The organism is Pseudomonas deceptionensis (assembly GCF_900106095.1).
Lineage (GTDB): Bacteria > Pseudomonadota > Gammaproteobacteria > Pseudomonadales > Pseudomonadaceae > Aquipseudomonas > Aquipseudomonas deceptionensis.
Genome location: NZ_FNUD01000002.1, coordinates 4,431,230 through 4,455,463, shown reverse-complemented (window position 1 = coordinate 4,455,463; position 24,234 = coordinate 4,431,230). Strand labels below are relative to the sequence as shown.

Below are 24,234 nucleotides of genomic sequence, written 5' to 3'. Positions count from 1 at the left end.
CAGTCCTTAAAGTGGCTGGGGGAGCGGGCTTACATCCGGAACACGCCAAAGCGCGTGGCGTCGATCGGGGCATTGAGTGCCGCCGACAGGCCCAGCGCCAGCACGTCGCGGGTTTGTGCAGGGTCGATCACGCCGTCATCCCACAGGCGGGCACTGGAGTAGTAGGGGTGGCCCTGGTGTTCGTACTGGTCAAGGATCGGCTGTTTGATGTCGGCCTCTTCCTGGGCCGAGAACGCAACGCCATTGCGTTCGGCCTGCTCACGCTTGACCTGCACCAGCACGCCAGCGGCCTGTTCGGCGCCCATCACGCCGATCCGTGCGTTGGGCCACATCCACAGAAAACGCGGGTCGTATGCACGGCCGCACATACCGTAGTTGCCGGCGCCAAAACTGCCGCCGATGATCACGGTAAATTTCGGAACTTTTGCGCACGCCACGGCGGTTACCAGTTTGGCCCCGTGCTTGGCGATGCCACCGGCTTCGTATTTTTGCCCGACCATAAAACCGGTGATGTTTTGCAGGAACACCAATGGGATGCCGCGCTGGCACGCCAACTCAATGAAATGCGCGCCTTTTTGTGCGGCCTCGGCAAACAGGATCCCGTTGTTGGCCAGGATCGCTACCGGATAGCCGTGCAAATAGGCGAAGCCGCACACCAGCGTGGTACCGAACAGAGCTTTGAATTCATCGAATACCGAGCCATCCACCAGCCGTGCAATCACTTCGCGCACATCGAAGGGTTGCTTGGCATCGGCAGGGACGATGCCGTACAGCTCGTCACGGCCATACAGCGGTGCCAGCGGGGTGCGTTGTTGCAGTTGGCCCAACTTGCGCCAGTTGAGGTTGGCGACGCTGCGTCGGGCCAGTGCCAGTGCGTGCTCGTCGCTGTCGGCGTAGTGGTCGGCCACTCCCGAAATCTTGCAATGCACATCGGCACCGCCCAGGTCCTCAGCACTCACCACTTCGCCCGTGGCCGCTTTTACCAGCGGCGGGCCGGCCAGAAAGATGGTCGCTTGCTGACGCACCATAATGGCTTCGTCGGCCATGGCCGGCACATAGGCACCGCCTGCTGTGCATGAGCCCATGACCACGGCAATTTGCGGGATGCCCGCCGCGCTCATGTTGGCCTGGTTGAAGAAAATCCGCCCAAAGTGCTCGCGGTCCGGGAACACCTCATCCTGGCGCGGCAGATTGGCCCCGCCCGAGTCCACCAGGTAGATGCACGGCAAGCGGTTTTGCTCGGCGATGGTTTGCGCCCGCAGGTGTTTTTTGACGGTTAGCGGGTAGTACGAGCCGCCTTTGACCGTGGCGTCGTTGGCCACAATCATGCACTCCACGCCTTCGACCCGGCCAATACCGGCGATTATTCCTGCAGCAGGAACGTCTTCGCCGTATACGTCGTAGGCCGCCAGCTGACTCAGCTCCAGGAAGGGGGAGCCGCTGTCCAGCAGGCGGTCAATGCGTTCGCGGGGCAGCAACTTGCCACGTGAGGTGTGGCGCTCCTGGGCCTTGGCCCCGCCGCCCTGTTGCACCTGATCGAGCAGGGCGCGCAAGGCTTCAACCTGTTTGAGCATGGCGTCGCGGTTGGTGGCGAACTCAGCCGAGCGCGGGTTGATCGTCGTATGCAAGATGGACATGCGCAGGCTCCTTAGCGAGTTTCGTTGAAGAGTTCACGACCAATCAGCATGCGTCGGATTTCGCTGGTGCCAGCGCCGATTTCATACAGCTTGGCGTCACGCAGCAGGCGTCCGGCAGGGAATTCGTTGATGTAGCCGTTGCCCCCCAGAATCTGGATCGCGTCGAGGGCCATTTGGGTGGCGCGTTCAGCGCTGTACAAAATCACTCCGGCGGCATCCTTGCGGGTGGTTTCGCCACGCTCGCACGCGGCGGCCACGGCATACAGGTAGGCACGGCTGGCATTGAGCTGGGTGTACATGTCCGCGACCTTGCCCTGGATCAGCTGGAATTCGCCGATGCTCTGGCCGAACTGCTTGCGGTCGTGGATGTAAGGCACCACCAGGTCCATGCACGCCTGCATGATCCCGGTCGGGCCGCCGGACAGCACCACGCGTTCGTAATCAAGGCCGCTCATCAGCACTTTGACCCCGGCGTTGAGGGTGCCCAGCAGGTTCTCTTCAGGGACTTCAACGTCGTCGAAAAACAGTTCGCTGGTGTTCGAGCCACGCATGCCGAGCTTGTCGAAATGCTTGCTGCGGCTGAAGCCTTTCCAGTCGCGCTCCACGATAAACGCACTGATGCCGTGGGCGTTCTTCTCAATGTCGGTTTTGGCGTAGATCACGTAGGTGCTGGCGTCGGGGCCGTTGGTGATCCAGGTTTTGCTGCCGTTGAGTACGTAGTGATCGCCGCGCTTGTCGGCACGCAGTTTCATGGAGACCACGTCGGAACCGGCATTTGGCTCGCTCATGGCCAGTGCGCCCACGTGTTCGCCGCTGATCAGCTTGGGCAGGTACTTGAGTTTTTGTTCATGGGTGCCGTTGCGGTTGATCTGGTTGACGCAGAGGTTGGAGTGCGCGCCGTAGGAGAGGGCGACGGACGCTGAACCGCGGCTGATTTCTTCCATCGCCACCACGTGGGCCAGGTAGCTCAGGCCGGTGCCGCCGTATTCTTCAGGGACGGTGATGCCGAGCAAGCCCATGTCACCGAACTTGCGCCACATGTCGGCCGGGAACAGGTTGTCCTTGTCGATCTGCGCCGCCCGCGGCGCCAGTTCGGCGGCAACGAAGGCCTGGACCTGATCGCGCAGCATGTCGATGGTTTCGCCCAGGGCGAAGTTCAAAGTCGGGTAGCTCATGGGGCACCTTGATCGTTGTTCTTATGGGGGCGTGTACTGCGTCGCCATTGATAACCTTTACGTTAACGTAAACTTGGCGGTCACGACTGTCAACGACCTTTACGTTAACGTCAACTTCAGCCAGAGTGCTTGCTATTCTTCAATTGAGACGGCGCCGGACTGGCGCCGTACTTATGCTCCCAAAAAAATCACAAAAGGAGTTGTCATGAAGCCGCAATCTGTCCCCAGTTACAGCCAGGGCGCGCAAGACAAAGCGCTGCTGGCGATGACCATCGGTCAGGCTTTCGATCGGACAGCCGCGCGTTACCCTGACGGGGAAGCGTTGGTGGTGTGCCATCAGCAACAACGCTACACCTGGGCGCAATTGGCCCGGGCGGTGGATCTGCATGCCAGGGCGTTGATGGCTTTGGGCTTGCAGGTTGGTGACCGGCTCGGGGTGTGGGCGCCGAACTGTGCCCAGTGGTTTATCAGCCAGTTTGCCAGTGCCAAAATCGGCGTGGTCCTGGTCAATATCAACCCTGCATACCGGCTCTCGGAGCTGGAATACGTGCTCAAACAATCGGGGTGCCAGTGGCTGGTCAGCGCGGGGTCCTTCAAGACCTCCAACTACCACGCCATGCTTCAGGAGCTGGTGCCGGAACTGGCCGGGCAGCCGGCGGGGGCCCTGGATTGCGCGCGCTTTGCCGAATTGCGTGGCGTTATCAGCCTCGACCCTGAGCCGCCTGCGGGCTTCCTGCCCTGGGCGCAACTTGCCACGTTGGGCGGCGAGGTGACCGATGAGCAGCTCCAGGTCCGCGAAGCCTGCGTGCAGTTCGATCAAGCGGTGAATATTCAATACACCTCGGGCACCACCGGCTTCCCCAAAGGCGCGACCCTGAGCCATCACAATATTCTCAACAATGGCTATATGGTCGGTGAAAGCCTGGGGCTGACGGCCAGCGACCGACTGGTGATTCCGGTGCCGCTCTATCACTGTTTTGGCATGGTGATGGGCAACCTGGGCTGTGTGACGCACGGCACCACGATGATTTATCCCGGTGAGGCATTCGACCCGGGCCTGACCCTGCAAGCCGTTGCGCAAGAGCGGGCCACAGGGCTGTATGGCGTGCCGACCATGTTTATTGCCATGCTCGATCACCCCCGGCGCGCCGAGTTTGATCTGTCGAGTTTGCGTACCGGGATCATGGCCGGGGCGACGTGCCCGATCGAGGTGATGCGGCGCGTGATCAGTGAGATGCACATGGGTGAAGTGCAAATTGCTTATGGCATGACCGAAACCAGCCCTGTGTCGATCCAGACCGGTCCTGCGGACGACCTGGAATTGCGTGTTACCACGGTGGGTCGCACCCAGCCGCAACTGGAGAACAAGCTGATTGATGCCGAGGGCAATGTCGTTGCGCGAGGTGAGATTGGCGAGCTGTGCACCCGGGGCTACAGCGTGATGCTCGGGTACTGGAACAATTCGCAGGCCACCGCTGATGCCATTGATGGCGAAGGTTGGATGCATACCGGCGACCTGGCGCAGATGGATGAGCAGGGGTATGTGCGCATCGTAGGGCGCAACAAGGACATGATCATTCGAGGTGGCGAGAATATTTACCCGCGGGAGCTGGAAGAGTTCTTTTTCACCCACCCGGCGGTGGCAGACGTGCAGATTGTGGGCGTGCCTGACGCCAAGTACGGTGAGGAAATCGTGGCGTGGATCAAGTTCCACCCCGGCCATGCCGCCAACGAGCTGGAGTTGCAAACCTGGTGCAAGTCGCGCATTGCGCACTTTAAAACGCCGCGCTACTTCAAGTTTGTGGACGCATTCCCGATGACAGTGACTGGCAAGATCCAGAAATTCAAAATGCGCGAGATCAGTATTCAGGAGCTGGAGGCGCGCGAGCCGAAAGCCATGCCGTCCACTTAAGCGAAGGTTGTCTCTGTGAGAATGAGCCCGCTCACGAAGGGCGTTAATGATGGCGCGTGTTAACTGGATAAGCGCGTTGTTCTTGCGGCCTTCGCGAGCAGGCTCGCTCCCACAGTGAGCTGCTACCGTACGGCGCAATCAGCAAATCCCAGACAGCACAAAGGGGAGCCTAAGCTCCCCTTTAATGTGTCGTGCATGCTCTTTTTTTATTATTGAAGGGCTGTCTATTGTTGTTTTTGGAACTCACCCTTTGCTGCGTTTTGTGCGACCCCCATACGGGGTCAAGAGCAAACGTATTTTTTTGAGCGCTGATCCACTTTCATCACGGGCTATCAAACCTGTGATCCAACCTGTGCATGTGCTACCTGAAGGTAGTTTTATTATTCTCTGCCCGGTTGCGAGGTGGCTTTTAGGCGCCTCGGAAAAGTAAACCTTCTCCAAAAAAATCTGTTAGCTGCGTCTCTGTCGTGTTGTTTTTGTTATGTCAGAGTCGTTTCGTATTGTTTTTATTATGTTGCTGCGGTTTTTATTCTTGTTATGCAATAGAGATAGCAGGAGCCGTGCCAACTTTTAAAAAACCTTATAAATCAATAGCTTGTGTTTTTAGGCAATAAAAAACCGGCCGTTGGAGCGGCCGGTTTGTTTCCGTGTTACTCGTTTGGTTTCGTTGCGGTAACACCACGGCACACTTTTTAGCCCTGACGTGCCCTGGCGACTCGCGACCCGGTAACACGGCCCAGAACACTGCAGATGTGTTCGCCGGCCAGTAGCAACTTGTCCATGTCGATCCCGGTTTCGATGCCCATGCCGTTGAGCATGTACAGCACGTCTTCAGTGGCCACGTTACCGCTGGCGCCCTTGGCATAGGGGCAGCCGCCAAGCCCGGCAATCGAGCTGTCGAACACCGCGATGCCTTCTTGCAGGCTGGCGTAGATGTTCACCAGTGCCTGGCCGTAGGTGTCGTGGAAGTGCCCGGCGAGTTTTTCCCGGGGGACGTCTGCGGTGACGGCTTCAAACATTGCCCGGGTAGCGGTCGGCGTGCCGGTGCCGATGGTGTCGCCCAGCGAAACCTCGTAACAACCCATGGCGTACAGCTCTTTCGCCACGGCAGCGACCTGGTGCGCGCTGACGTTGCCTTCATACGGGCAGCCGAGCACGCAGGACACATAACCGCGCACGGTGATGCCATGCAGTTTGGCGGCCTCGATGATGGGGACAAACCGCGCCAGGCTCTCGCTGATCGAGCAATTGATATTGCGTTGCGAGAAGGCCTCGGACGCGGCGGCAAACACTGCGACTTCTTTTACCCCGGCCGCCACGGCATCTTCAAACCCGCGCAGGTTGGGTGCCAGCGCACCGTAGACCACACCCGGCTTGCGCCGTATTTGCGCGAAAACCTCGGCCGAGCCGGCCATTTGCGGTACCCACTTGGGTGACACAAAACTGCCGACTTCTATATAGCCGAGCCCGGCGTCGGTCAGGGCGTCAACCAGTTGCACCTTGTCGGCAACGCTGATGGGCGTGGCTTCATTTTGCAGGCCGTCGCGCGGGCCGACTTCGATCAGCCGCACATGGGTGGGAAGATTCATGGAGTTCACCGTATTTGTGAGGGGTGCCTTTGTGGGAGCCGCAGCCCCCACGGGTATCAAGCCTGGCTTTTAATGGTTTGTTCCAGCGCCTGGATACAGCGCTCTTCGGCAGTGTCCAGTTCCAGCTGCATTTGCTGGATATCCAGTAGCTGCTGCTCCAACTGCTCGCGGCGCTCGGCGATCTTGACCAGCATGCTGTTGAGTTGCTTTTGATTACCGCTGCTGGGGTCGTAAAGCTCGATCAGTTCGCGGCATTCGGCCAGGGAAAAACCAATGCGCTTGCCACGCAGGATCAATTTCAGGCTGACCTTGTCCCGTGCTGAATACACTCGCTCCTGGCCGCGTCGCTCGGGGGCGAGCAAGCCTTGCTCTTCATAAAAACGAATGGCGCGGGTGGTGATGTCGAGCTCGCGGGCAAGGTCGGAAATACTGTACGTCTGGCTGCTCATGGGCGGGCTCTGGAGGAATCGTGTTCTTAAACTAATGGTTGGTTGACGTTTACGTCAAGCAAGCTGGCGCTCCCGTGTTTCTTTTCCTGTGACACTTGCTGTTGGCACAGCTCAATCAGTTGTTCGCGCATCCAGCGATTGGCCGGGTCTTGCTCGGTACTTTCGTGCCAGTACAAATGGGTTTCCACGTTGGGCAACTCATTGAGCGGCAACGGCACAAAGTGCAGGGCATGGCGCCGGGCGAAGCGCTCGGGCACGGTCATCACCATGTCGGTTTGCTGTAATACATTGGAGGCCATCAGGTAATGCTGCGAGCGCAGGGTGATCTTGCGTTGCAGGCCCATTTTGCCCAGCGCCAGGTCCACTTCACCCAGGCCATTGCGCCGGGTCGAGATATGAATATGGGTCAATGCCAGGTAGTCATCGAGTTGCAGAGCGGCTTTGCCGGCCAAGGGGTGACCCTGACGCATGGCGCACACATAGCGGTCCTCCATCAGCTTGACGTGGCGCACTTGCGGGTCGGTATTGAGCGGCGCATCCACAGCAAAATCCAGACGCCCGGCCGCCAGATCGCTGGTGGTCTCACGCCGATGGGATAGAAAACTTTCCACCACCACCGATGGGGCCTGACGCCGCAAGCGCTGGAACAGCGGCGGCAAGATCACCGCTTCGCTCAGGTCCGTCATGCTGATGCGGTAGGTCTTGTTGGCTTGCAACGGGTTGAAGGTGCGGCTTTCCTGCACTGACACGCGCAACAGCGCCAGGGCACTGCGCACCGGGCTGATGATGTTCTGCGCCATGGGGGTAGGCACCATGCCCTGGGCGGTACGGACAAACAGCGGGTCGTTGAAGCTTTCGCGCAATCGCGCCAGCGCATTGGACACCGCCGGCTGGGTGATGCCGATAATCTGCCCGGCGCGGGTCAGGTTGGCTTCGGTGTAGATGGCGTCGAAGACAATAAACAGATTGAGATCGACCTTGTTCAGGTTCATGGCGCGTGTCTCTTGTTGTTAGGGGAGGGGCACGGGTGAATCATATATTGCTTATGAATGGTAATACACGCCGTTAATAGACGGCGCAAATGAAGGGTGGCTGCTCTAGCATCGTGTATCACTTTTCGACATTCCCGGTAGAAGGTAGCCATCCATGGATTTCGCTTATTCCCCGAAAGTTCAGGCACTGCGTGAGCGTGTGACCGCGTTTATGGACGCCCATGTGTACCCGGCGGAGGCGATATTCGAGCAGCAGGTGGCTGAAGGTGACCGTTGGCAGCCGACCGCGATCATGGAAGAACTCAAGCGCAAGGCCAGGGCTGAAGGCCTGTGGAACCTGTTTTTGCCGGAGTCCGCACTGGGTGCCGGGTTGACCAACCTGGAGTACGCCCCCCTGGCTGAAATCATGGGGCGTTCAATGCTGGGGTCGGAGCCGTTCAATTGCTCGGCCCCTGATACTGGCAATATGGAAGTGCTGGTGCGCTACGCCAGCGAGGCGCAAAAACAGCAGTGGCTTGAGCCGCTGTTGCGCGGCGAAATCCGCTCGGCCTTTGCCATGACCGAACCGGACGTGGCCTCCTCGGACGCGACCAACATGGACGCCCGAGCGGTGCGTGACGGCAACGAATGGGTGATCAATGGTCGCAAGTGGTGGACCTCCGGCGCCTGCGATCCGCGCTGCAAGATCCTGATCTTTATGGGCCTGAGCAACCCCGAAGGCCCGCGCCATCAACAGCACTCAATGATCCTGGTGCCCGTCGACACACCGGGGGTAAAAATCGTGCGTCCGTTACCGGTGTTTGGCTACGACGATGCGCCCCACGGGCACGCCGAAGTGCTGTTCGAAAACGTGCGGGTACCGTACGAAAGTGTCTTGCTCGGTGAAGGACGCGGTTTTGAAATTGCCCAGGGCCGCCTCGGGCCGGGTCGCATTCACCACTGCATGCGTTCAATCGGCATGGCCGAGCGGGCGTTGGAGCTGATGTGCAAGCGCGCCCTTGAACGTACTGCCTTCGGTAAACCGCTGGCCCGGCTGGGCGGCAATATCGACAAGATTGCCGACTCACGCATGGAGATCGACATGGCTCGGCTGTTGACCCTCAAAGCAGCGTACATGATGGACACGGTGGGCAATAAAGTGGCGAAAAGCGAAATCGCACAAATCAAAGTCATCGCCCCGAACGTAGCGCTGAAGGTGATTGACCGGGCGATCCAGATCCATGGTGGGGCAGGGGTCTCGGGTGATTTTCCGCTGGCTTACATGTATGCGATGCAACGCACCCTGCGCCTGGCCGATGGCCCCGACGAAGTGCATCGGGAGGCCGTGGGCAAATTCGAGCTGGGCAAGTACACCCGGGCTTGACTCAATACACCCACACCTCAACCCGACGATTCTTCAGGCGGCCTTCATCTTCGGTGTTGGCTGCCACTGGCATCTGGGCGCCATAGCCGCGTATTTCGCGCAGCACCACGCCACTTTTAACCAGCTCGCGACGCACCGCCATGGCGCGCAACTTTGACAGCAGTTGCGCACGCTCCGGGTCATCCTTGGCATCGCCAAACCCTACCAGCGTGACCTGATTAATCAGTTTGCCGTTGGCCTTCAAATAGTCGACTACCCGCAGCAAATCCTGACGCGCCTTGTTGTCCAGCGACGCGCTGCCTTCTTCAAAGCGAAAGTTGACCGACAGGCGCTGGGCCTGGCGGGTCAGCGTCTGGTACTGCGCGGGCATGTGCGATCCGGGCAGCACGCTGCCGGCCTGTACGCTTTGGGCGACAAAGCCGTTTTGCGCGACGATGGCCTGGCCCTGAGGGCTTTGGGTGAAGGTCACCAGCGCCCTGGCCCAGGGATTATTCGTAGCGGGCGGCAGGTAAAAGAACAGCCGCCGCGACAAGGGGTAGTCCTCGCTGGCGATCAGGCTGGTAAGTGGCAACATCGGCTGCGATGCGCCGTCGACAATAGCCACGGCTTTGGCCTCGCGGATATAAGGCAGGCCAATAAAGCCGATGGCTTGCGGGTCGTTGCTGACGGCATCCGACAGCTGCTCGCTGGATTCGAAGCGTTGCGCGGTGCTGCTCAAGGGGTGCCCGCTGCGGTTCAGGACCAGTTCCCTGAAGGTGTCCCAGGTGCCGGACTGGTCATCGCGGGCATACAAATGGATCGTGCCGCCGATACCGCCCAGTTGTTCCCATCGGCTGATCTGGCCGCTGAAAATCTGTGCCAGTTGTTCAGTGTTGAGCTGGTTCAGCGGGTTGTGCGGGTGAAGAATGATCGCCAGGCCGTCGATGGCGATGACCTGCTCGGCGTCAGGGCTTTTCAGGTCGCCGAGGCGTTCGAGGTCGACCAGTTCGCGGTCCTTGATCGGCCGCGATGAGGCCACCAGATCGGCTTGCCCGGCGGCAAGTGCCGTGAAACCGGTGCCCGAGCCGTGGGCTGCGACATCCACACGGATCTGCTGGCCCTGGGCGTTGGTGCCGACAATGCTGTGCTCGTTGGGAGGGATGACCGGGACGCTGTGGATATCGTGCAGGCCTTGCTCGGCCAGCATGGCCGTCACCAGTGCCGGGCCGAGGTTGGCACCGATGGTGTTCGAACCCTGTATCCGCAAGTCGGCAGCCATGGCCAGACTGGCCATGGTGCAGAACAGGGTCAACGACATAAAGCGCAGCATCAGCGGGCACCTTCCTGGGGCCATAGAAATGTCTGCAATTTAAGTCAGAAAGGTTTCAAGCCGATGACACACTCATCCAAGGGGCCGCTTCGCAGCCCATCGCAGCCTTGTTCCTTGTCAGCGGCTACAGGTGTCAGCTCAACTCCAGCCAGATCGGTGCATGGTCTGAAGGTTTTTCCATGCCGCGCAGGTCGTAGTCGACGCCTGCCGCCTTGATGCGTGGCACCAGCCCCTGAGAGGCGAGGATCACGTCAATGCGCAGGCCGCGCTTGGGCTCGTCTTCAAAACCACGGCTGCGGTAGTCGAACCAGCTGAAACGATCGGCCACGTCCGGGTGCAGGTAGCGGAAGCTGTCAACCAGCCCCCAGCCCTTAAGGCGCTCCAGCCACTCACGCTCTTCGGGCAAGAAGCTGCACTTGCCGGTTTTCAGCCAGCGCTTGGCGTTGTCCGGGCCAATGCCGATGTCGCAGTCCTGCGGGGAGATATTGATGTCGCCCATCACCACCAGCGGTTGTTCGTTGCTGAACTGGCCTTCCAGCAGCTGCTGCAGGTCGCTGTAGAAGCGCTGCTTGGCCGGGAACTTGGTAGGGTGGTCGCGGCTTTCGCCCTGTGGGAAGTAACCATTCATGATGGTCACGGGCTGGCCATTTTCGTCAGCGAATGTGCCCCAGATAAAACGCCGCTGGGCGTCTTCTTCGTCGGTGGCAAAACCCTTGTGCAGCTCCAGCGGTGCCTGGCGCGAGAGCAGGGCAACACCGTAATGGCCTTTTTGGCCATGAAAGTGCACGTGATAGCCCAGTGCTTCAATGTCGGCGAGGGGGAACTGGTCGTCATGGACCTTGGTTTCCTGCAAGCCAATCACGTCAGGCTGGTGTTTTTCGATCAGCGCTGCCAGCTGATGCGGCCGTGCGCGCAGGCCGTTGATGTTGAATGAAACAATTTTCATGGGCGGGCAGTCCTGAGCAAAACTGTGATGCTAGCGGACTGACGCGCCAGCGGCCAGCGTGCAGTGGGACAAATGCACTGCTAACGTAGGATGCACTTGGCCACGATTGAACTGTTGTGGCACTCGGGGGTTCGTACCCACTACAAGCGCCGCTATCCAGGCCGCGCCCGGGAGGTTGACCGCATGACGCAAACGTCGAACGCCACCAGTCAGATCCAGTTGCTCGACAGTGGCTATTCAAGAGAAGCACGTTCGTTGCTGTATCACGCTTATCGCCATGAGCCGACGTATCGCTTTTTGTTTGACGCCGACCGCAGCGGCTACGAGCAACGGGTTCGGGCCACTGTGCGGGAACTGGTCAAACAGCACTTTTTGCAGGACTTGCCCGCGTTGGGGTTGCTGGTCAATGACCGGCTATTGGGCATTGCCCTGATCGCGCCGCCACAACGGCGCCTGGGGATTACCGAAAGCTGGGCATGGCAATTGCGCATGCTGCTGAGCACCGGTCTGAGCTGTACGCGGCGCTACCTGGACTATCACCAGGCGGTATTGGCGTGTGTGCCTGGTGATGCGGTGCATATGCTGCCGCTGCTGGGGATTCATCCCGAGTTCCAGGGGTTGCACTATGGTGAGCAGTTGCTTGAAGCGGTGCATAACTGGTGCGCCGAGGACGCGCATTCCGAAGGCGTGGTACTCGACACCGGTAACCCGCGTTACCTGGAATTTTACAAACGCCAGGGCTATGTGGAAATCGGTGAGGTCGCCGTCGGGCCAGTCGTAGAGCATGTGTTCTTCCATGCCAATCCGCAGGCGGTGGATGCCGCTACGGCCTGAAGACTGATTTTTTTGCCCATTGGCGCGCTCTATGAGTACCCCAGCCCGTGATAGCATCCGCGCCTATGAAGTTTCCAGGAAGATTTACCAGTGGTGTTGTCCTGCTGCTCAGCAGTTTTGCGGCGTTTGCCCAAAGCGAGCTGGTGGTCAAGGTCAAACCGGCAAACAACGCCCTCAAGGCCAATGTGGAAGGCTATATCGGCAGCCTCGGCGATCGCGACGAGAAAGCGTTGTTGCGCTTTCAGCGTGGCGCGCAAGAGCAGGCCCTTAAAGCATCCCAAGCCTTGGGCTACTACCAGCCCATCATAGAATCCGAGGTTAAGCCCGGCGATCCGCCGCGCCTGGTGTTGAGCATCGATCCCGGAGAACCGGTGCATCTGCGCAACGTCAATGTGCGTGTCGAAGGCCCGGCTGCCTCGCTCAAGGCTTTTCAAATCCCCGCCAGTGATGATCTGAAACCCGGCGCGGTGCTCAATCAGGGCAACTACGAAGATGCCAAGCGCATGATCCAGAACCGTGCCCTGCGCTACGGTTTTTTCAACGGCAAATTTACGCAGCACGAACTTTTGGTGGACCCTAAAGGCGGGTTTGCGGATATCAATCTGGTCTACGAAAGCGGGCCGCGTTACTTGCTTGGCAAGGTCAATTTTGCCGGTGACGCCCCCTTTGACCAAACCCTGCTGCAACGCATGGTGCCCTTTACACCCGACACCCCATACGATTCGGAACTGGTCGCCGAGCTCAATCAAAACCTGCAAAGCAGTGGCTACTTTGAAATCGTGCGGGTTGATGCCGCGCCAAGTACTGCCGTGGGGCAGGTGATCCCGGTCGATGTTGACCTGGAAACCCGCAAGCCGCGCACCATGACCCTGGGTCTGGGCTATTCGACCGACACCGGTGCCCGTGGCAAAGCCAGCTGGACGCGACACTGGGAGAACCCGCGCGGTGACAGCTATGGCTTCGAATCTGAAATTTCCCAGCCCAAGCAAAACGTCGGCGCATGGTATGACATCCCGCTGGACCCGCCGCTGACCGACAAGCTGCGTATTGCTGCCGGCTATCAGAACGAAGAAATTGCCAACACCGATACCCTGAGCAAGTTGCTCACGGTTGGCCCCGAGTGGCACAGCAAGCTGGATAACGGCTGGACGCGAATTGTGTCGCTTAAATGGCAGCATGAAGAATATCGCCTGGGCGATGACTCGGGCCTCAGTACTTTGCTGATGCCGGGTGTCAGCTATTCGGTGTTGCGCAGCGATAACCGTATCGACCCCAGCCACGGCTACAGCGTGACCACGGACATGCAAGTGGCCAAGGAAGGGTTGTTGTCTGATACCAACCTGTTTCACGGCGATGTGAAGTTCAAGGCCTTGACCACCTTGTGGGACAAGCACCGTTTCCTGGGCCGGATCCAGTTTGGCGGCAGCGCCACCAACGGCTACAAGTCGATCCCGCCGTCCTTGCGCTTTTTCGCCGGTGGCGACCAGAGCGTGCGCGGTTATGACTACCAGAGCCTGTCACCGAAAAACTCGGAAGGTGACCGTATCGGTGGGCGGTACATGCTGGCCGGCAGTCTCGAATATCAATATCAGTTTGCTGAAAAATGGCGCTGGGCGACCTTTGTCGACCAGGGCAATGCATTCAACACGCTGGACTTTCCAAGCCTGAAAACCGGGGTCGGCGTGGGTATCCGCTGGGTCTCGCCGGTCGGCCCGATACGTCTCGATCTGGCCCATGCGCTGGACGATGACGGCGGCGTTCGTTTGCACTTTTCCATGGGGCCAGAACTGTGATTCGTGGTTTGAAAATAGCGGGCCTGGTGGTGTTGACGTTAGTGCTGCTGGTGGTTGTCAGTGTGGGCATTATTCTGGGTACACAAGCGGGCAGCCGCTGGGTACTGGGGCAGGTGCCGGGCTTGCAGGTCGATAACTTTGCCGGACGCCTGGGCGGCCAGTGGGGTGCCGATCACCTGTTGTGGGAGCAGGGCACCAGCCGGGTGGAGGTGAGCAAGCCGATCTTTGCCTGGTCACCCGGCTGCCTGACGCGCATGACCCTGTGCATCGATCAGTTGCAGGCCGATAAAATCAGCCTGCAATTGCCCCCGAGTGAAGACAGCAGCAGTGGTCCGATCAGCCTGCCGGACCTGAAGTTGCCGCTGGCGATTGAAGTCGGGGTGGTGAAGGTCGGCAATGTGCTGTTCAACGGCATCGAGCAGCTCAAGGGGCTGCAAATGTCGGCGCAGTGGACCGCCAAGGGCTTGCAGATCGACTCGGTGAATGTCGAGCGCGAAGACCTGAGCGTGGAGTTGTCCGGGCTGCTACAACCCAATGGCGACTGGCCGCTGACCTTGCAGGGCAACATCAGCCTGCCAGCACCGGGAGACAAACCCTTGGCGCTGGCCCTCAAGGTCGATGGCAATGTGCGTACCACGCTGAACCTCACGGCTGACAGCAGCGGTTACCTCAACGCACACCTGGCGGGTGAGTTGCAGCCCTTGGCGGACAACCTTCCGGCACAGCTGAAGATCACCTCGGAGCAGTTCAAGGCTACCCCGGACCTGCCGGATACCTTGCAGCTCAACCAGGTGGTGCTCACGGCCAAAGGCGACCTCAAAAACGGCTACGAGTTGAACGGCAGCGCCACATTGCCGGCCGAAAACGCCCCCGTGAGCCTGTTGCTCAAAGGGCGAGTGGATGCCAAGGGCGCGCAAGTCTCGGCGCTGGATCTGACGGCGAGCCCGCAGCAGCACTTGAAGCTGTCCGGCCAGGTGGACTGGCACGAAGGCTTGAGTGCCGAGGCCAAAATCGATTGGCTGGCGTTCCCCTGGCACAACCTCTATCCGCTGATTGCCAAACCTGATGTGGACCTGCGCACGTTCGCCGGTGAAGTGTCTTATCGCGATGGCAATTACCTGGGCAACTTCAAGGCTGACCTGGATGGTCCAGCAGGGGCGTTCAGTCTCAGCAGCCCGTTCAGTGGCGACCTGGGCAAGATTTTCCTGCCGGAACTCAAACTGGTTGCCGGGCAGGGCAAGGCCGAGGGTCATGCCAATGTGCAGTTCGCCGATGGCGTGGCCTGGGACACGGCGCTGGATTTGAGTGCGATTGATCCTGCGTATTGGGTCGCCGAATTGCCGGGTACGCTGGCGGGGCCGTTGCGCAGCAAAGGCTCATTCAAAAATGAACGCCTTGAACTCAATGCCAACCTCGATCTGAAAGGCCGTTTGCGCGGCCTGCCGGCGGTGCTGCAAGCAAAGGCCGAAGGTGCGGGTGAGGCCTGGACGGTCAGTGCGCTGGACATTCGCCTGGGGGATAACCGAATCAACGGTACCGCCAGCTTGCAGCAGCAACTTAAGGCCCAGCTTGATCTGAACATGCCGCGTCTGGGGCAACTGTGGCCAGAACTGCGTGGCCAGCTCAAGGGCCGAGTCGACCTGGGCGGGACGCTCAAGGCGCCGCAAGGCAAGGTCGTGCTCAATGGTCAACAGTTGGCGTTTGCCGACAATCACCTGCAAAGCCTGACGCTGGATGCCAGCCTGGATCGCAATCAGCGTGGCCAGTTGGACCTCAAAGGCAGCGGGATTCGAGTCGGTGATACTCAGTTGGGTGTATTGACCGCCAACGGCAGCGGCGATATCAAACGCCAACAGCTCAAATTGGCGTTGCAGGGGCCAATGCTGAACCTGGGCCTGGCGCTGGATGGCGGCCTGGATAAAGACAATTGGCGCGGGCGGCTGGTCAGTGGTGACATCAAGGCCGGCGGTCAGGACTGGGTGCTGCAAAACCCGGCGCGGCTGGAACGGCTGGCCGATGGTCGGCTCAATCTTGGGGCGCAGTGCTGGATCTCCGGCCCGGCCAGTCTGTGCAGCGAAGAGCAGCGTCTGGTGCCCGATCCGAAACTGCGTTTGCACCTCAAGCAATTCCCCCTCGACAGCCTGGCTCAGTGGTTGCCCAAGGACTTCCAGTGGCAAGGCCAGCTCAATGCCGACCTGATGCTGGACCTGCCGGCCAGCGGGCCAAAAGGCCAGGTGGTGGTGGATGCCAGCGGTGGTACGTTGCGCATCAAAGACAAAGGCCAGTGGCTGGACTTCCCGTACAAGGCGTTCAAGTTGACCAGCAACCTGACGCCTAACCGGGTCGAATCCCGGCTCGATTTCGATGGCGGAAGGCTGGGGCAACTGATGCTCGCGGCACGCATCAACCCGTTGCCCAAAAACAAACCGATTACCGGCGAGTTCCGCCTGGTGGGGCTGGATGTGTCGGTTATCCGGCCGTTTGCACCGATGGTGGAAAAACTCACTGGCCTGTTGAACGGCTCGGGCACGATCTCGGGCAGTTTGCTGGCGCCCCATGTCATGGGTAACGTGGCGCTGACCGGTGGCGAAATTTCCGGGCCGCAACTGCCGACCAACTTCGAGAACCTGCAACTGACAGCGCGCATCAACGGTGAGACGGCGCAACTTGCCGGTGGCTGGACCAGCGGCCCGCAAGGGCAGGGCAGTATCTCCGGCGATGTGGCCTGGGGCCAGGCGATGGCGGTCAACGTGCTGGTCAAGGGTAACAACCTGCCGGTCACGGTCGAGCCTTACGCCAAGCTTGAAGTTGCCCCTGACTTGAAAATATCCCTTAATCCGGGCAGCAACTTGTTGATCTCAGGTCGAGTGAACGTCCCCAAGGGTGAAATCGTGGTTCGCGAGTTGCCGCCCTCGACGGTCAAGGTGTCAGATGACACCGTGATCGTTGGGCAGCAAGCGGCGGATCAGGCGCCACCGATGGTCGTCGACATGGACATCACGGTGGCGGTGGGGCAAGAGCTGCTGACGTTTTCGGGCTTTGGCCTGAACGCCGATCTGGCGGGGCAGGTGCATATTGGCAACAACATGGACACCCGTGGCGAGTTGCGCCTGAACAATGGTCGTTACCGTGCTTATGGCCAAAAGTTGACCATTCGCCGGGCGCGGCTGTTGTTTGCGGGGCCGATTGCCCAGCCGTATCTGGACATTGAAGCGATCCGCCAGACCGACGATGTTATCGCCGGGATTCGTCTGACTGGCAGTGCCGAACAACCCACCACCCAAATCTTCTCGGAACCGGCCATGAGCCAGGAGCAGGCGCTGTCGTACCTGATTCTGGGGCGTCCGCTGACGGGGACCGGCGAAGATGAAAACCTGCTGGCGCAAGCTGCGTTGGGCCTCGGGTTGATGGGCAGTTCGGGGGTTACCACCGGCTTGGCGAATCACTTGGGGATCAAGGATTTTGAACTCGACACCGAAGGCAGCGGCAATGACACCGCAGTGGTGGCCAGTGGCAAGATCAACGAGCGCTTGAGCGTGCGTTACGGGGTTGGCGTGTTTGAACCTGCCAGCACCATTGCGCTGCGTTACAAGCTGAGCAAGCGGGTGTATGTCGAGGTGGCCAGTGGTGTGGCCAGCTCGCTGGATATCTTCTATAAGCGGGATTTCTAGAGATACCACCAGCAATCGCGTAGTCGCGGCCTCCGGCAGCGGCTTTGGACGTTAACCCGAGCCTGTGGGGCAGGCTCGGGCTGTTTTGTCAGCGGTGGTAATAACCTGGGCCACCATCATGGTAACGGTGGCCGTCGTGCCATCCATGACCTGGAAAAAACACGCATCCGCTCATGGCCAGGATGAGCAATAACGGAACCAGCCTGGTGATTCGACGCAGCATGTGCAGATCCTCATGGTTAGAACCGGCGGCAGCTAAAAAGCTTCCCCGGCTGTAAGATGAGACCCCGGATGTTTCAAATCATCTGTGCAAACCAAACATATTTGTTAAATTTCCGGTTTGCGTTTTCAGACTTACTTTCAGGAACAGGCTATGACCTCTTCGCAACGCTTGAAATACTCGATTTTAATTTCACTGGTCGTTCTGGGGATCATGTTCGGTCTTTCGTACATGCAAAACGCCGGCATGATCACCGAGAAAATGTTCCAGTACATCGCCATCGGCGTGGCAGTGGTCGTGGTGGTGATCAACGGTGTGATGCGCCGCAAGACCAAGATTTAAGCTTCGATCCTGCCTGTCAAAACGGCTTCAGCCTGCGGGTGCAGGCTGTAGCTTTTGTCGCTGTTGAGCACCACCACCCCCTCGCTGCACAAACGTTTGAGCACCTCGCGCACACTCAGGAATGACAGTGGGATATCCAGTGCCTGCAAATGGCTGTGCATACCGCGCACCCCGAGCCGGCGCTCATTCCCGGCCGCGGTCAGCAACGCGTCAATGACCTTGAGTCGCACCAGGCTGGTACGCAGCCCGAAGCATTTGAGCAGGTGACGGATCCGTTCGTTGCCGTGCAAGGGCGCCAGTACTTCCAGCAACCCTGGATCGGGTTGGAAATTTGCGTCGCGATGCTGCTGGCTACCATCCGTTGGTATATGCGAGTTGTGCATGTAAAAAACTCCTTTTCAGAGCCCGATCAGGAAAAGAAAAAAATGCTCTTAGTTAACTAGACGAATGAGCGACTTAAATCATGAACATTGGAATGTAGAAAATTTGTCGTAATTTCGTCTCGATTGCGTACGCACCCAGTGCAGGCGGGGGTTTTGACCGTTTATGAAGTTTTTTTAATCGACGCGGATTTCAACTGCCCGGGTGTGTTTCTGGCCGATGGCGGCGCCTGGCGGCTTGTCGTGAAGGGCGGGGCGGTTAGAGGGTTGATCGCGGGTTCAATACGGGTTTGCCGTCATGGCTGACGCTCAGGTAAACCGGCAACACTTTGGGCAGGGTGGTCACCAGGTGGCTGATTTCCCGTGTGTTGAACACACCACCGATCCGCAGCCGGCCGGTGGCGCTGTCGGCCAGGGAGAGGGGGGTGTCGAGGTAGCGGTTGATCAGGGGCAAGGCGTCGGCCAGTGACAGGTTGTCCAGCACCAGCTTGCCGTTGCGCCAGGCCAGGTCCTGCGTGTTGGTCTGGATCTGGCTGATTTGCGCGGCGTTGTCGCCAGCCTTGTAGCGTGCCTGCATCCCCGGCTCCAGCCGCAGGCCGTCGCCACTGAGGTTCTTGTTGCTGGTCACCAGCACAGAGCCTTCGAGCAGCGTGACCCGCACCTGGTCTTCGTACAGCCACACGTTGAACTGGGTACCAGTGACACGAACCCGTCCTTCTGCGGCCTGTACCAGGAACGGATGGGCCGTATCGTGGCTCACCTTGAAAAACGCTTCGCCCTTGCTCAGGGTCACCCGGCGCTCGTCCTTATAGTTGCTGAAGGTCAGTTGCGTGCCCAGATTAAGTTCGACCTGGCTGCCATCGGGCAGGGTTACCGTCTTAGCGCTGGTACCGGCCTGGAAGCGTTCGTAAGCATTGGGCAGCCAGCCCAATTGCCAACCGCTGAACGCGGCCACGGGTGCTGCGAGAAGGGTGATGGCCGCGGCCACGGCAAAACGCTGCCAGGGGCTGCGGCGCGGGGCAATCACCTGAGCTTCGGTGGGCGCGGAGCGTGGCAGGTGCGTGCTCACTTCCCAGATGTCCAGCACGGCTTCGTATTCGCACGCATGCAGGGGGTTGGCGTTTAGCCACACAGCAAAAGCGTCACGTTCCCGGCGGGTGCAATCGGGCTCATGCAAACGCATGCACCACTGAGCTGCCGCTTCGGTGATGGCATCGTGTTCGGCTTCTGTGGGGCGTGTATCGCTCATTGGGTCTTCCCGGTTTTGTGCATTCTAACCCCGCGCCAGAGCTAACGAGAACATGAGCCATGTCAAAAGCATGTCATTTAGGCTCATGGCTCGGGTTTTCTCTGCTACGGTTGTCCCAGTCACATTGAGTACCAGACGCAACATCAATTAATGGAGTTAAGACAATGTTGAAGAAAACCTTTGCTGCTGTGATCACTACTGCTGCTTTGTTGAGTGCCGGTGCAGTAATGGCTAACCCTGTTGATCCAAACTGGGCGTTCTCCAAAGAGTTGGTTGAAGTTCTCAAGAACAAAAACGGCTATACCGTGATCAAGAAAATTGAAGCTCAGGACCCGGCTGCCGGCATCTGGAAAGCAGAAGGGATCAAAAAGGTCGATGGCCTCGAATACGAAATCATTTTCGATTCGACCGGCAAGGTCATTTCCGAGAAGAAAGACTGATTACGGTTGCCTGACACGAATCGCCTATCAGGCGGTTCGCCTCGACCCTGATCGCTCGCAGCGACAGGGTCGGGTGTTTTAAACCTCGCCTTCACCGCCGTTTTTGCGCCGCGCCAGCCATTGATCCTGGGTGATTTCCCACAGATCGCAGGCAAATCTTCCGCTCACAAAGTCTTTCTCTTCGCTGCTTACCTTGTGCATGCCGGCCCGTTCGGAGATGCGTCGCGATCCTGTATTCGGTGCGGCTTTGGGCACCCTCATGCTCTCGCGATTGAGGGTCTGGAACCAGAAAGCGTCCACCGCCTCGCAGGCTTCGCCCATCAGCCCCTTGCCTTGATACTCGGGTGCCAGCCAGAAGCCCCTGTTGTTGTCGACGGCGTCCATCAGGCTGATGCTGCCGATCAAGTTGGCAGGTTGCGACAGCAGGCGAATCGTCCAGTGCCACTCTTTGCCCAGCGCGATGGCGGGTAACGCCACGTCACGCAGGTAGCTCAGCGCACCATCGGCCGGGTAGGGCCATGGAACGGCGGCATTCAGGTAACGCACGACTTCCCAATGGGCAAACCGCTCCTGGATTGCGGGCGCGTCGCCAAGCTGCAATGGCTGCAGCACGAGACGCTGGGTGTGCAATGTCGGGGTGATGGGCATGCATATGCTTCCTTGCAATGGATTTGAGTTGAGACTACCTCTCAATGTCACCCATTAAAAAGCCCCCGTAAACGGAGGCCTGGTGCTGATCGTTGCGTCGGGGGGTGGTATTAGCCGTTGCTGCAACCATTGCCCATCACGCGGTACTCCAGAATATGACGCTGGCCCTGATGGTCTTCATAGGTCATCTGTGCCGGTACGACTTCGCATACATCGGCCGTCGGCGTCACGCTGATAACGTTGGCAATGTCGAGGTCGGTGGCGTAAGTGTAATGTTCAACGGCCAGTTGTTGTGGCGCTACTGCATGTTCGTCAGCGGCAGCCAGCGTTGAAAAACCAATCAATGCAAGAGCGATCAAAGATTTCATTATTAAGACCTTAAATATTCACGAATCACTGACTTCAATTGCCGTGCAGGCGGGAGAAGTTGTTACGCTGTTGGAGGCCGTGGCGTAACACGAAGTACCGTGCCCTGTTTCAATGTTGCGGTGAGGGATGAACATAGAATACGCGCCGGGTGTTTTGATTAAAGTCAAAAGATCGCCAAGCAGTCTTGTCAGATCAGTAACAATCCCTCCGGCGTTTTCTGCGCACAACAAAAAGCCCCCTGTGAAAGGGGGCTTGTGGACGTAGCCGCTGTTTGTCAGTGGGTGCTGCAACCGTCGCCCATTGCCTGGTATTCAAGGGTGTGGCGCTGACCCTGGGAGTCTTCATAGGTCATGGTTGCCGGTACGACTTCACACACGTCAGGAATAGTGGACAGGCTGATCACACGTGCGATGTCCAGTTTCGTACCGTAGTTGTACTGTTCTACCGCCGGTTGTTGAACCGAGGATGTTTCACCTGCAATCGCCAACGTTGCAAAGCCGGCAAGTACGAGCGCAATTAAGTTTTTCATTGTGTGGCCTCTAAAGTAATCAAGAGTTAAAGCTGACTGACTTCATTTGCCGATGAGGCGGGAAGAAGTTACGACACATGTAAAAGTTATCAAGTGCGTACGAAGTACCGTGTATCAATGTCAACCCATGCGTGAAGCATGTGAGTAAGGTTACGCTGATCCATCAAATCAAAAAGGCCTGATGGCAAAAGGCTCTATTACCGCTTGGGTAACAATGTGATGGCGCTCTGGCTTTTTTCAAGTGCTCCGGTTGTCACCTTGCTGGCATACTCGCCTCTCTGATTCAGGAGTCAGTCACCCGCATGAATGTCGAGTCCCCCCTTAGTGCATATCAACAGGCCATCGAGCAGCAGGGTTTTGTCCATGACCCTGCCCAATGGGTGGCGGTACAGGCGTTGCAGCGTTGCCATGAGGCATTGCACTGCGGTGCGGAGCCGGTCAACGGCGTGTATTTGTGGGGCCCGGTGGGCCGGGGTAAAACCTGGTTGATGGACCGGTTCTACCAAAGCCTGCGGGTGCCGGCCCGGCGTCAACATTTCCATCATTTTATGCAGTGGGTGCATCAGCGCCTGTTTCAGCTGACCGGTACGCCAGACCCGCTCAAGGCATTGGCCAAAGGCTTGGCTGAGGACGTGAAAGTGCTGTGCTTTGACGAACTGTTCGTCAATGACATCGCCGACGCGATCATTTTGGGGCGTTTGTTCCAGGTGATGTTCGACGAAGGCGTGGTGCTGGTCTGTACCTCTAACCAGCCACCGGAAGACCTCTACGGCCACGGTTTCAACCGGGACCGCTTTGAGCCCGGTATCACGGCGATTCTCAACCATATGGACGTAGTACCGGTGCAAGGGGTGGAGGATCACCGCCTGCACCCTGGCATTGCTCATCAGCGATATTGGGTGACCGTGCCGGGCCAGCCGGGCGCGATCGACACGGTGTTCAGGGACCTGACCCGGGGGCAGACGGTGTCTGATCAACCGATCAGCGTGGGTCATCGCTCGCTGAGTGTGGTGCAGGCCAGTGATGCGGTGCTGTGGTGCACGTTTCATGAACTGTGCGAGCAGCCGCTGGCGGCCACCGAATTTATGGATATCTGCGACCGCTACAAGGTGATGTTGCTCAGCGATGTGCCTTGCTTGAGTGCCGAACAGCGCGAGGGCAAAATTGCCCGCGGCACGGAAGACGGGGCAGTGAAAGTCGAGGCGGGGGATCGGGAACTGCCGCAGCTGTCCAAATACGATGACAGCGTGCGGCGTTTTATCGCCCTGATTGATGAATGCTACGACCGTAAAGTGCCGGTGTGCATCGAGGCTCAGGTGCCAATGGACCAGCTCTACACCAAGGGTTACCTGGAGTTTGCCTTTCGCCGGACATTGAGCCGTCTGCAGGAAATGCAGTTGCAGCGGTTTGGTCTGCAATAACCCGTGATTTTGTTGAAACCCTGCAGTCGCTGACTCGTCGAACGAGGCTGCAATTACAGGGTTTGGGGTAGCCGCAAGATCAATCCCACGCAGGCGCAACGCTTTGCGGGTTGGTCAGGCGATGTCCGCGATCCAGCGCGGCGATCTGTGCCATATCCCCATCGGTGAGTGTCAGCTCGCAGGCCTTGAGGTTGCTCTGAAGGTTGGCGCTTTTGGTGGACGATGGAATCACCGAGTAACCCAACTGCATGGCCCAGGCCAGGGTCACTTGCGCTGGCGTGGCGTCATGGCGCTTGGCGATCTCGATAATCACTGGATCTTTCAGTACTTCACCGTAAGCCAGGGTCATGTACGAGGTGATATGGATGCCTTGGCTCTGTGCGAATTCCACCACTTTGCGGTTTTGCAGATACGGGTGCAGTTCGATCTGGTGGGTGGCGATATTCTCGGCGCCGACGGCGGCAATGGCTTCTTTCATCAGCGCGATGGTGAAGTTCGAGACGCCGATTTGTCTGGTCAGGCCCAGTTGTTTTGCCTCAAGCAGTGCGCCCATGAACTCCGCGACGGGTACTTCATTGCCTGGTGATGGCCAGTGGATCAGCGTCAGGTCAAGGCGGTCGGTGCGCAGCTTTTTCAGGCTGTCCTTAAGGCTTGGGATCAACTGGTCTTTGGCAAAGTGGCTGACCCAGATTTTGCTGGTGATAAACAGCGCATCACGTTCCACGCCACTCTCGGCAATGGCCAGGCCGACGTCAGCTTCGTTTTCATAGATCTGTGCGGTGTCGATTGCGCGGTAACCCAGGTCCAGGGCGGTTTTGACCGAGTCGATAACCACTTGGCCCTTGAGGCGGAACGTGCCGAGACCGAATGCTGGAACTGTCATGGATGACTCCTTGGAGGTCGTAAGATTGAGGTTGAGTATCCTCGCCCTGATCTGTGGGAAAAACCGCCGGTCAAGCAAAGCAC

At 58.7% G+C, this 24,234-nt stretch carries 21 protein-coding genes; 8 read left to right on the top strand and 13 right to left on the bottom strand.

The genetic code is table 11. The annotated features are described in order from the left end of the window. Positions 1-29 precede the first annotated feature (29 nt). Together BLW11_RS20590 and BLW11_RS20585 are read right to left on the bottom strand one after the other, a co-directional pair. A complete protein-coding gene (locus tag BLW11_RS20590) occupies positions 30-1,637 on the bottom strand; it encodes a carboxyl transferase domain-containing protein (RefSeq protein ID WP_048359595.1) in 1,608 nt (535 codons plus the stop codon). Positions 1,638-1,648: 11 nt separating this feature from the next. Continuing rightward, positions 1,649-2,812 (bottom strand): isovaleryl-CoA dehydrogenase, encoded by a 1,164-nt coding sequence (locus BLW11_RS20585; RefSeq protein ID WP_048359594.1) that lies wholly within the window; start codon positions 2,810-2,812, stop codon positions 1,649-1,651. Between the two features lie 205 nt (positions 2,813-3,017). On the opposite strand from BLW11_RS20585, the gene BLW11_RS20580 reads away from it, so the two are divergent. Further along, entirely contained in the window at positions 3,018-4,724 is a 1,707-nt protein-coding gene (locus tag BLW11_RS20580; protein WP_048359593.1) for an AMP-binding protein, read from the top strand. Positions 4,725-5,416: 692 nt separating this feature from the next. Here the strand turns inward: BLW11_RS20580 and BLW11_RS20570 are convergent. The 3 genes from BLW11_RS20570 to BLW11_RS20560 are packed head-to-tail and all read right to left on the bottom strand — an operon-like array spanning position 5,417 to position 7,754. Beyond that, complete coding sequence (locus tag BLW11_RS20570; RefSeq protein ID WP_048359592.1) at positions 5,417-6,313, bottom strand: hydroxymethylglutaryl-CoA lyase; 897 nt, start codon at positions 6,311-6,313, stop codon at positions 5,417-5,419. A gap of 56 nt (positions 6,314-6,369) precedes the next feature. After that, entirely contained in the window at positions 6,370-6,762 is a 393-nt protein-coding gene (locus BLW11_RS20565; protein ID WP_048359591.1) for a MerR family transcriptional regulator, read from the bottom strand. A 26-nt stretch (positions 6,763-6,788) separates the two neighbouring features. After that, positions 6,789-7,754, bottom strand: coding sequence for a LysR family transcriptional regulator (locus BLW11_RS20560; protein WP_048359590.1), 966 nt, complete (start codon positions 7,752-7,754; stop codon positions 6,789-6,791). 154 nt (positions 7,755-7,908) lie between these two features. Between BLW11_RS20560 and BLW11_RS20555 the strand changes: the two genes are divergently transcribed. After that, positions 7,909-9,117 (top strand): acyl-CoA dehydrogenase, encoded by a 1,209-nt coding sequence (locus BLW11_RS20555; protein ID WP_048359589.1) that lies wholly within the window; start codon positions 7,909-7,911, stop codon positions 9,115-9,117. Position 9,118: 1 nt separating this feature from the next. Here the strand turns inward: BLW11_RS20555 and BLW11_RS20550 are convergent, their stop codons facing one another. Together BLW11_RS20550 and xthA are read right to left on the bottom strand one after the other, a co-directional pair. Continuing rightward, a complete protein-coding gene (locus tag BLW11_RS20550) occupies positions 9,119-10,426 on the bottom strand; it encodes a substrate-binding domain-containing protein (RefSeq protein WP_048359588.1) in 1,308 nt (435 codons plus the stop codon). Between the two features lie 133 nt (positions 10,427-10,559). Further along, the gene (gene xthA / locus BLW11_RS20545) at positions 10,560-11,372 is read right to left on the bottom strand and encodes an exodeoxyribonuclease III (protein WP_048359587.1); all 813 of its coding nucleotides are present in this window, start codon (positions 11,370-11,372) and stop codon (positions 10,560-10,562) included. Between the two features lie 183 nt (positions 11,373-11,555). On the opposite strand from xthA, the gene BLW11_RS20540 reads away from it, so the two are divergent. The 4 genes from BLW11_RS20540 to BLW11_RS20525 all read left to right on the top strand — a co-directional run bounded on the left by BLW11_RS20540 (position 11,556) and on the right by BLW11_RS20525 (position 18,232). Continuing rightward, positions 11,556-12,206, top strand: coding sequence for a GNAT family N-acetyltransferase (locus BLW11_RS20540; RefSeq protein WP_048360177.1), 651 nt, complete (start codon positions 11,556-11,558; stop codon positions 12,204-12,206). Between the two features lie 65 nt (positions 12,207-12,271). Then, entirely contained in the window at positions 12,272-13,999 is a 1,728-nt protein-coding gene (locus BLW11_RS20535) for an autotransporter assembly complex protein TamA (RefSeq protein ID WP_048359586.1), read from the top strand. Continuing rightward, the gene (locus BLW11_RS20530; protein ID WP_048359585.1) at positions 13,996-17,670 is read left to right on the top strand and encodes a translocation/assembly module TamB domain-containing protein; all 3,675 of its coding nucleotides are present in this window, start codon (positions 13,996-13,998) and stop codon (positions 17,668-17,670) included. The genes BLW11_RS20535 and BLW11_RS20530 overlap by 4 nt, the downstream gene beginning before the upstream one ends. Positions 17,671-18,043: 373 nt before the next feature. Further along, positions 18,044-18,232 (top strand): hypothetical protein, encoded by a 189-nt coding sequence (locus BLW11_RS20525; RefSeq protein ID WP_048359584.1) that lies wholly within the window; start codon positions 18,044-18,046, stop codon positions 18,230-18,232. Here BLW11_RS20525 and BLW11_RS20520 read toward each other — a convergent pair. Together BLW11_RS20520 and BLW11_RS20515 are read right to left on the bottom strand one after the other, a co-directional pair. After that, positions 18,229-18,615, bottom strand: a complete 387-nt coding sequence (locus tag BLW11_RS20520; RefSeq protein ID WP_048359583.1) for a hypothetical protein — start codon at positions 18,613-18,615, stop codon at positions 18,229-18,231. The two genes, BLW11_RS20525 and BLW11_RS20520, sit on opposite strands and share 4 nt — an antisense overlap. Positions 18,616-18,871: 256 nt before the next feature. Beyond that, positions 18,872-19,861: a FecR family protein gene (locus BLW11_RS20515; protein WP_048359582.1), complete on the bottom strand. Its 990-nt coding sequence runs from the start codon at positions 19,859-19,861 to the stop codon at positions 18,872-18,874. Between the two features lie 164 nt (positions 19,862-20,025). Here BLW11_RS20515 and BLW11_RS20510 point away from each other — a divergent pair, with 164 nt between their 5' ends. Continuing rightward, positions 20,026-20,301 carry a PepSY domain-containing protein gene (locus tag BLW11_RS20510; protein ID WP_048359581.1) on the top strand — a complete coding sequence of 92 codons (276 nt, stop codon included), beginning with the start codon at positions 20,026-20,028 and terminating at the stop codon, positions 20,299-20,301. A gap of 78 nt (positions 20,302-20,379) precedes the next feature. Here the strand turns inward: BLW11_RS20510 and BLW11_RS20505 are convergent, their stop codons facing one another. The 3 genes from BLW11_RS20505 to BLW11_RS20495 all read right to left on the bottom strand — a co-directional run bounded on the left by BLW11_RS20505 (position 20,380) and on the right by BLW11_RS20495 (position 21,847). Continuing rightward, positions 20,380-20,949, bottom strand: a complete 570-nt coding sequence (locus BLW11_RS20505) for a GNAT family N-acetyltransferase (protein WP_048359580.1) — start codon at positions 20,947-20,949, stop codon at positions 20,380-20,382. Positions 20,950-21,059: 110 nt separating this feature from the next. Continuing rightward, complete coding sequence (locus BLW11_RS20500; protein ID WP_048359579.1) at positions 21,060-21,317, bottom strand: DUF2790 domain-containing protein; 258 nt, start codon at positions 21,315-21,317, stop codon at positions 21,060-21,062. Positions 21,318-21,592: 275 nt separating this feature from the next. After that, positions 21,593-21,847, bottom strand: a complete 255-nt coding sequence (locus BLW11_RS20495; protein ID WP_048359578.1) for a DUF2790 domain-containing protein — start codon at positions 21,845-21,847, stop codon at positions 21,593-21,595. A 302-nt stretch (positions 21,848-22,149) separates the two neighbouring features. On the opposite strand from BLW11_RS20495, the gene zapE reads away from it, so the two are divergent. After that, a complete protein-coding gene (gene zapE, locus BLW11_RS20490) occupies positions 22,150-23,268 on the top strand; it encodes a cell division protein ZapE (protein ID WP_048359577.1) in 1,119 nt (372 codons plus the stop codon). Between the two features lie 79 nt (positions 23,269-23,347). Here zapE and dkgB read toward each other — a convergent pair whose 3' ends face one another. Beyond that, positions 23,348-24,151, bottom strand: coding sequence for a 2,5-didehydrogluconate reductase DkgB (dkgB, locus tag BLW11_RS20485; protein WP_048359576.1), 804 nt, complete (start codon positions 24,149-24,151; stop codon positions 23,348-23,350). Between the last annotated feature and the right edge of the window lie 83 nt (positions 24,152-24,234).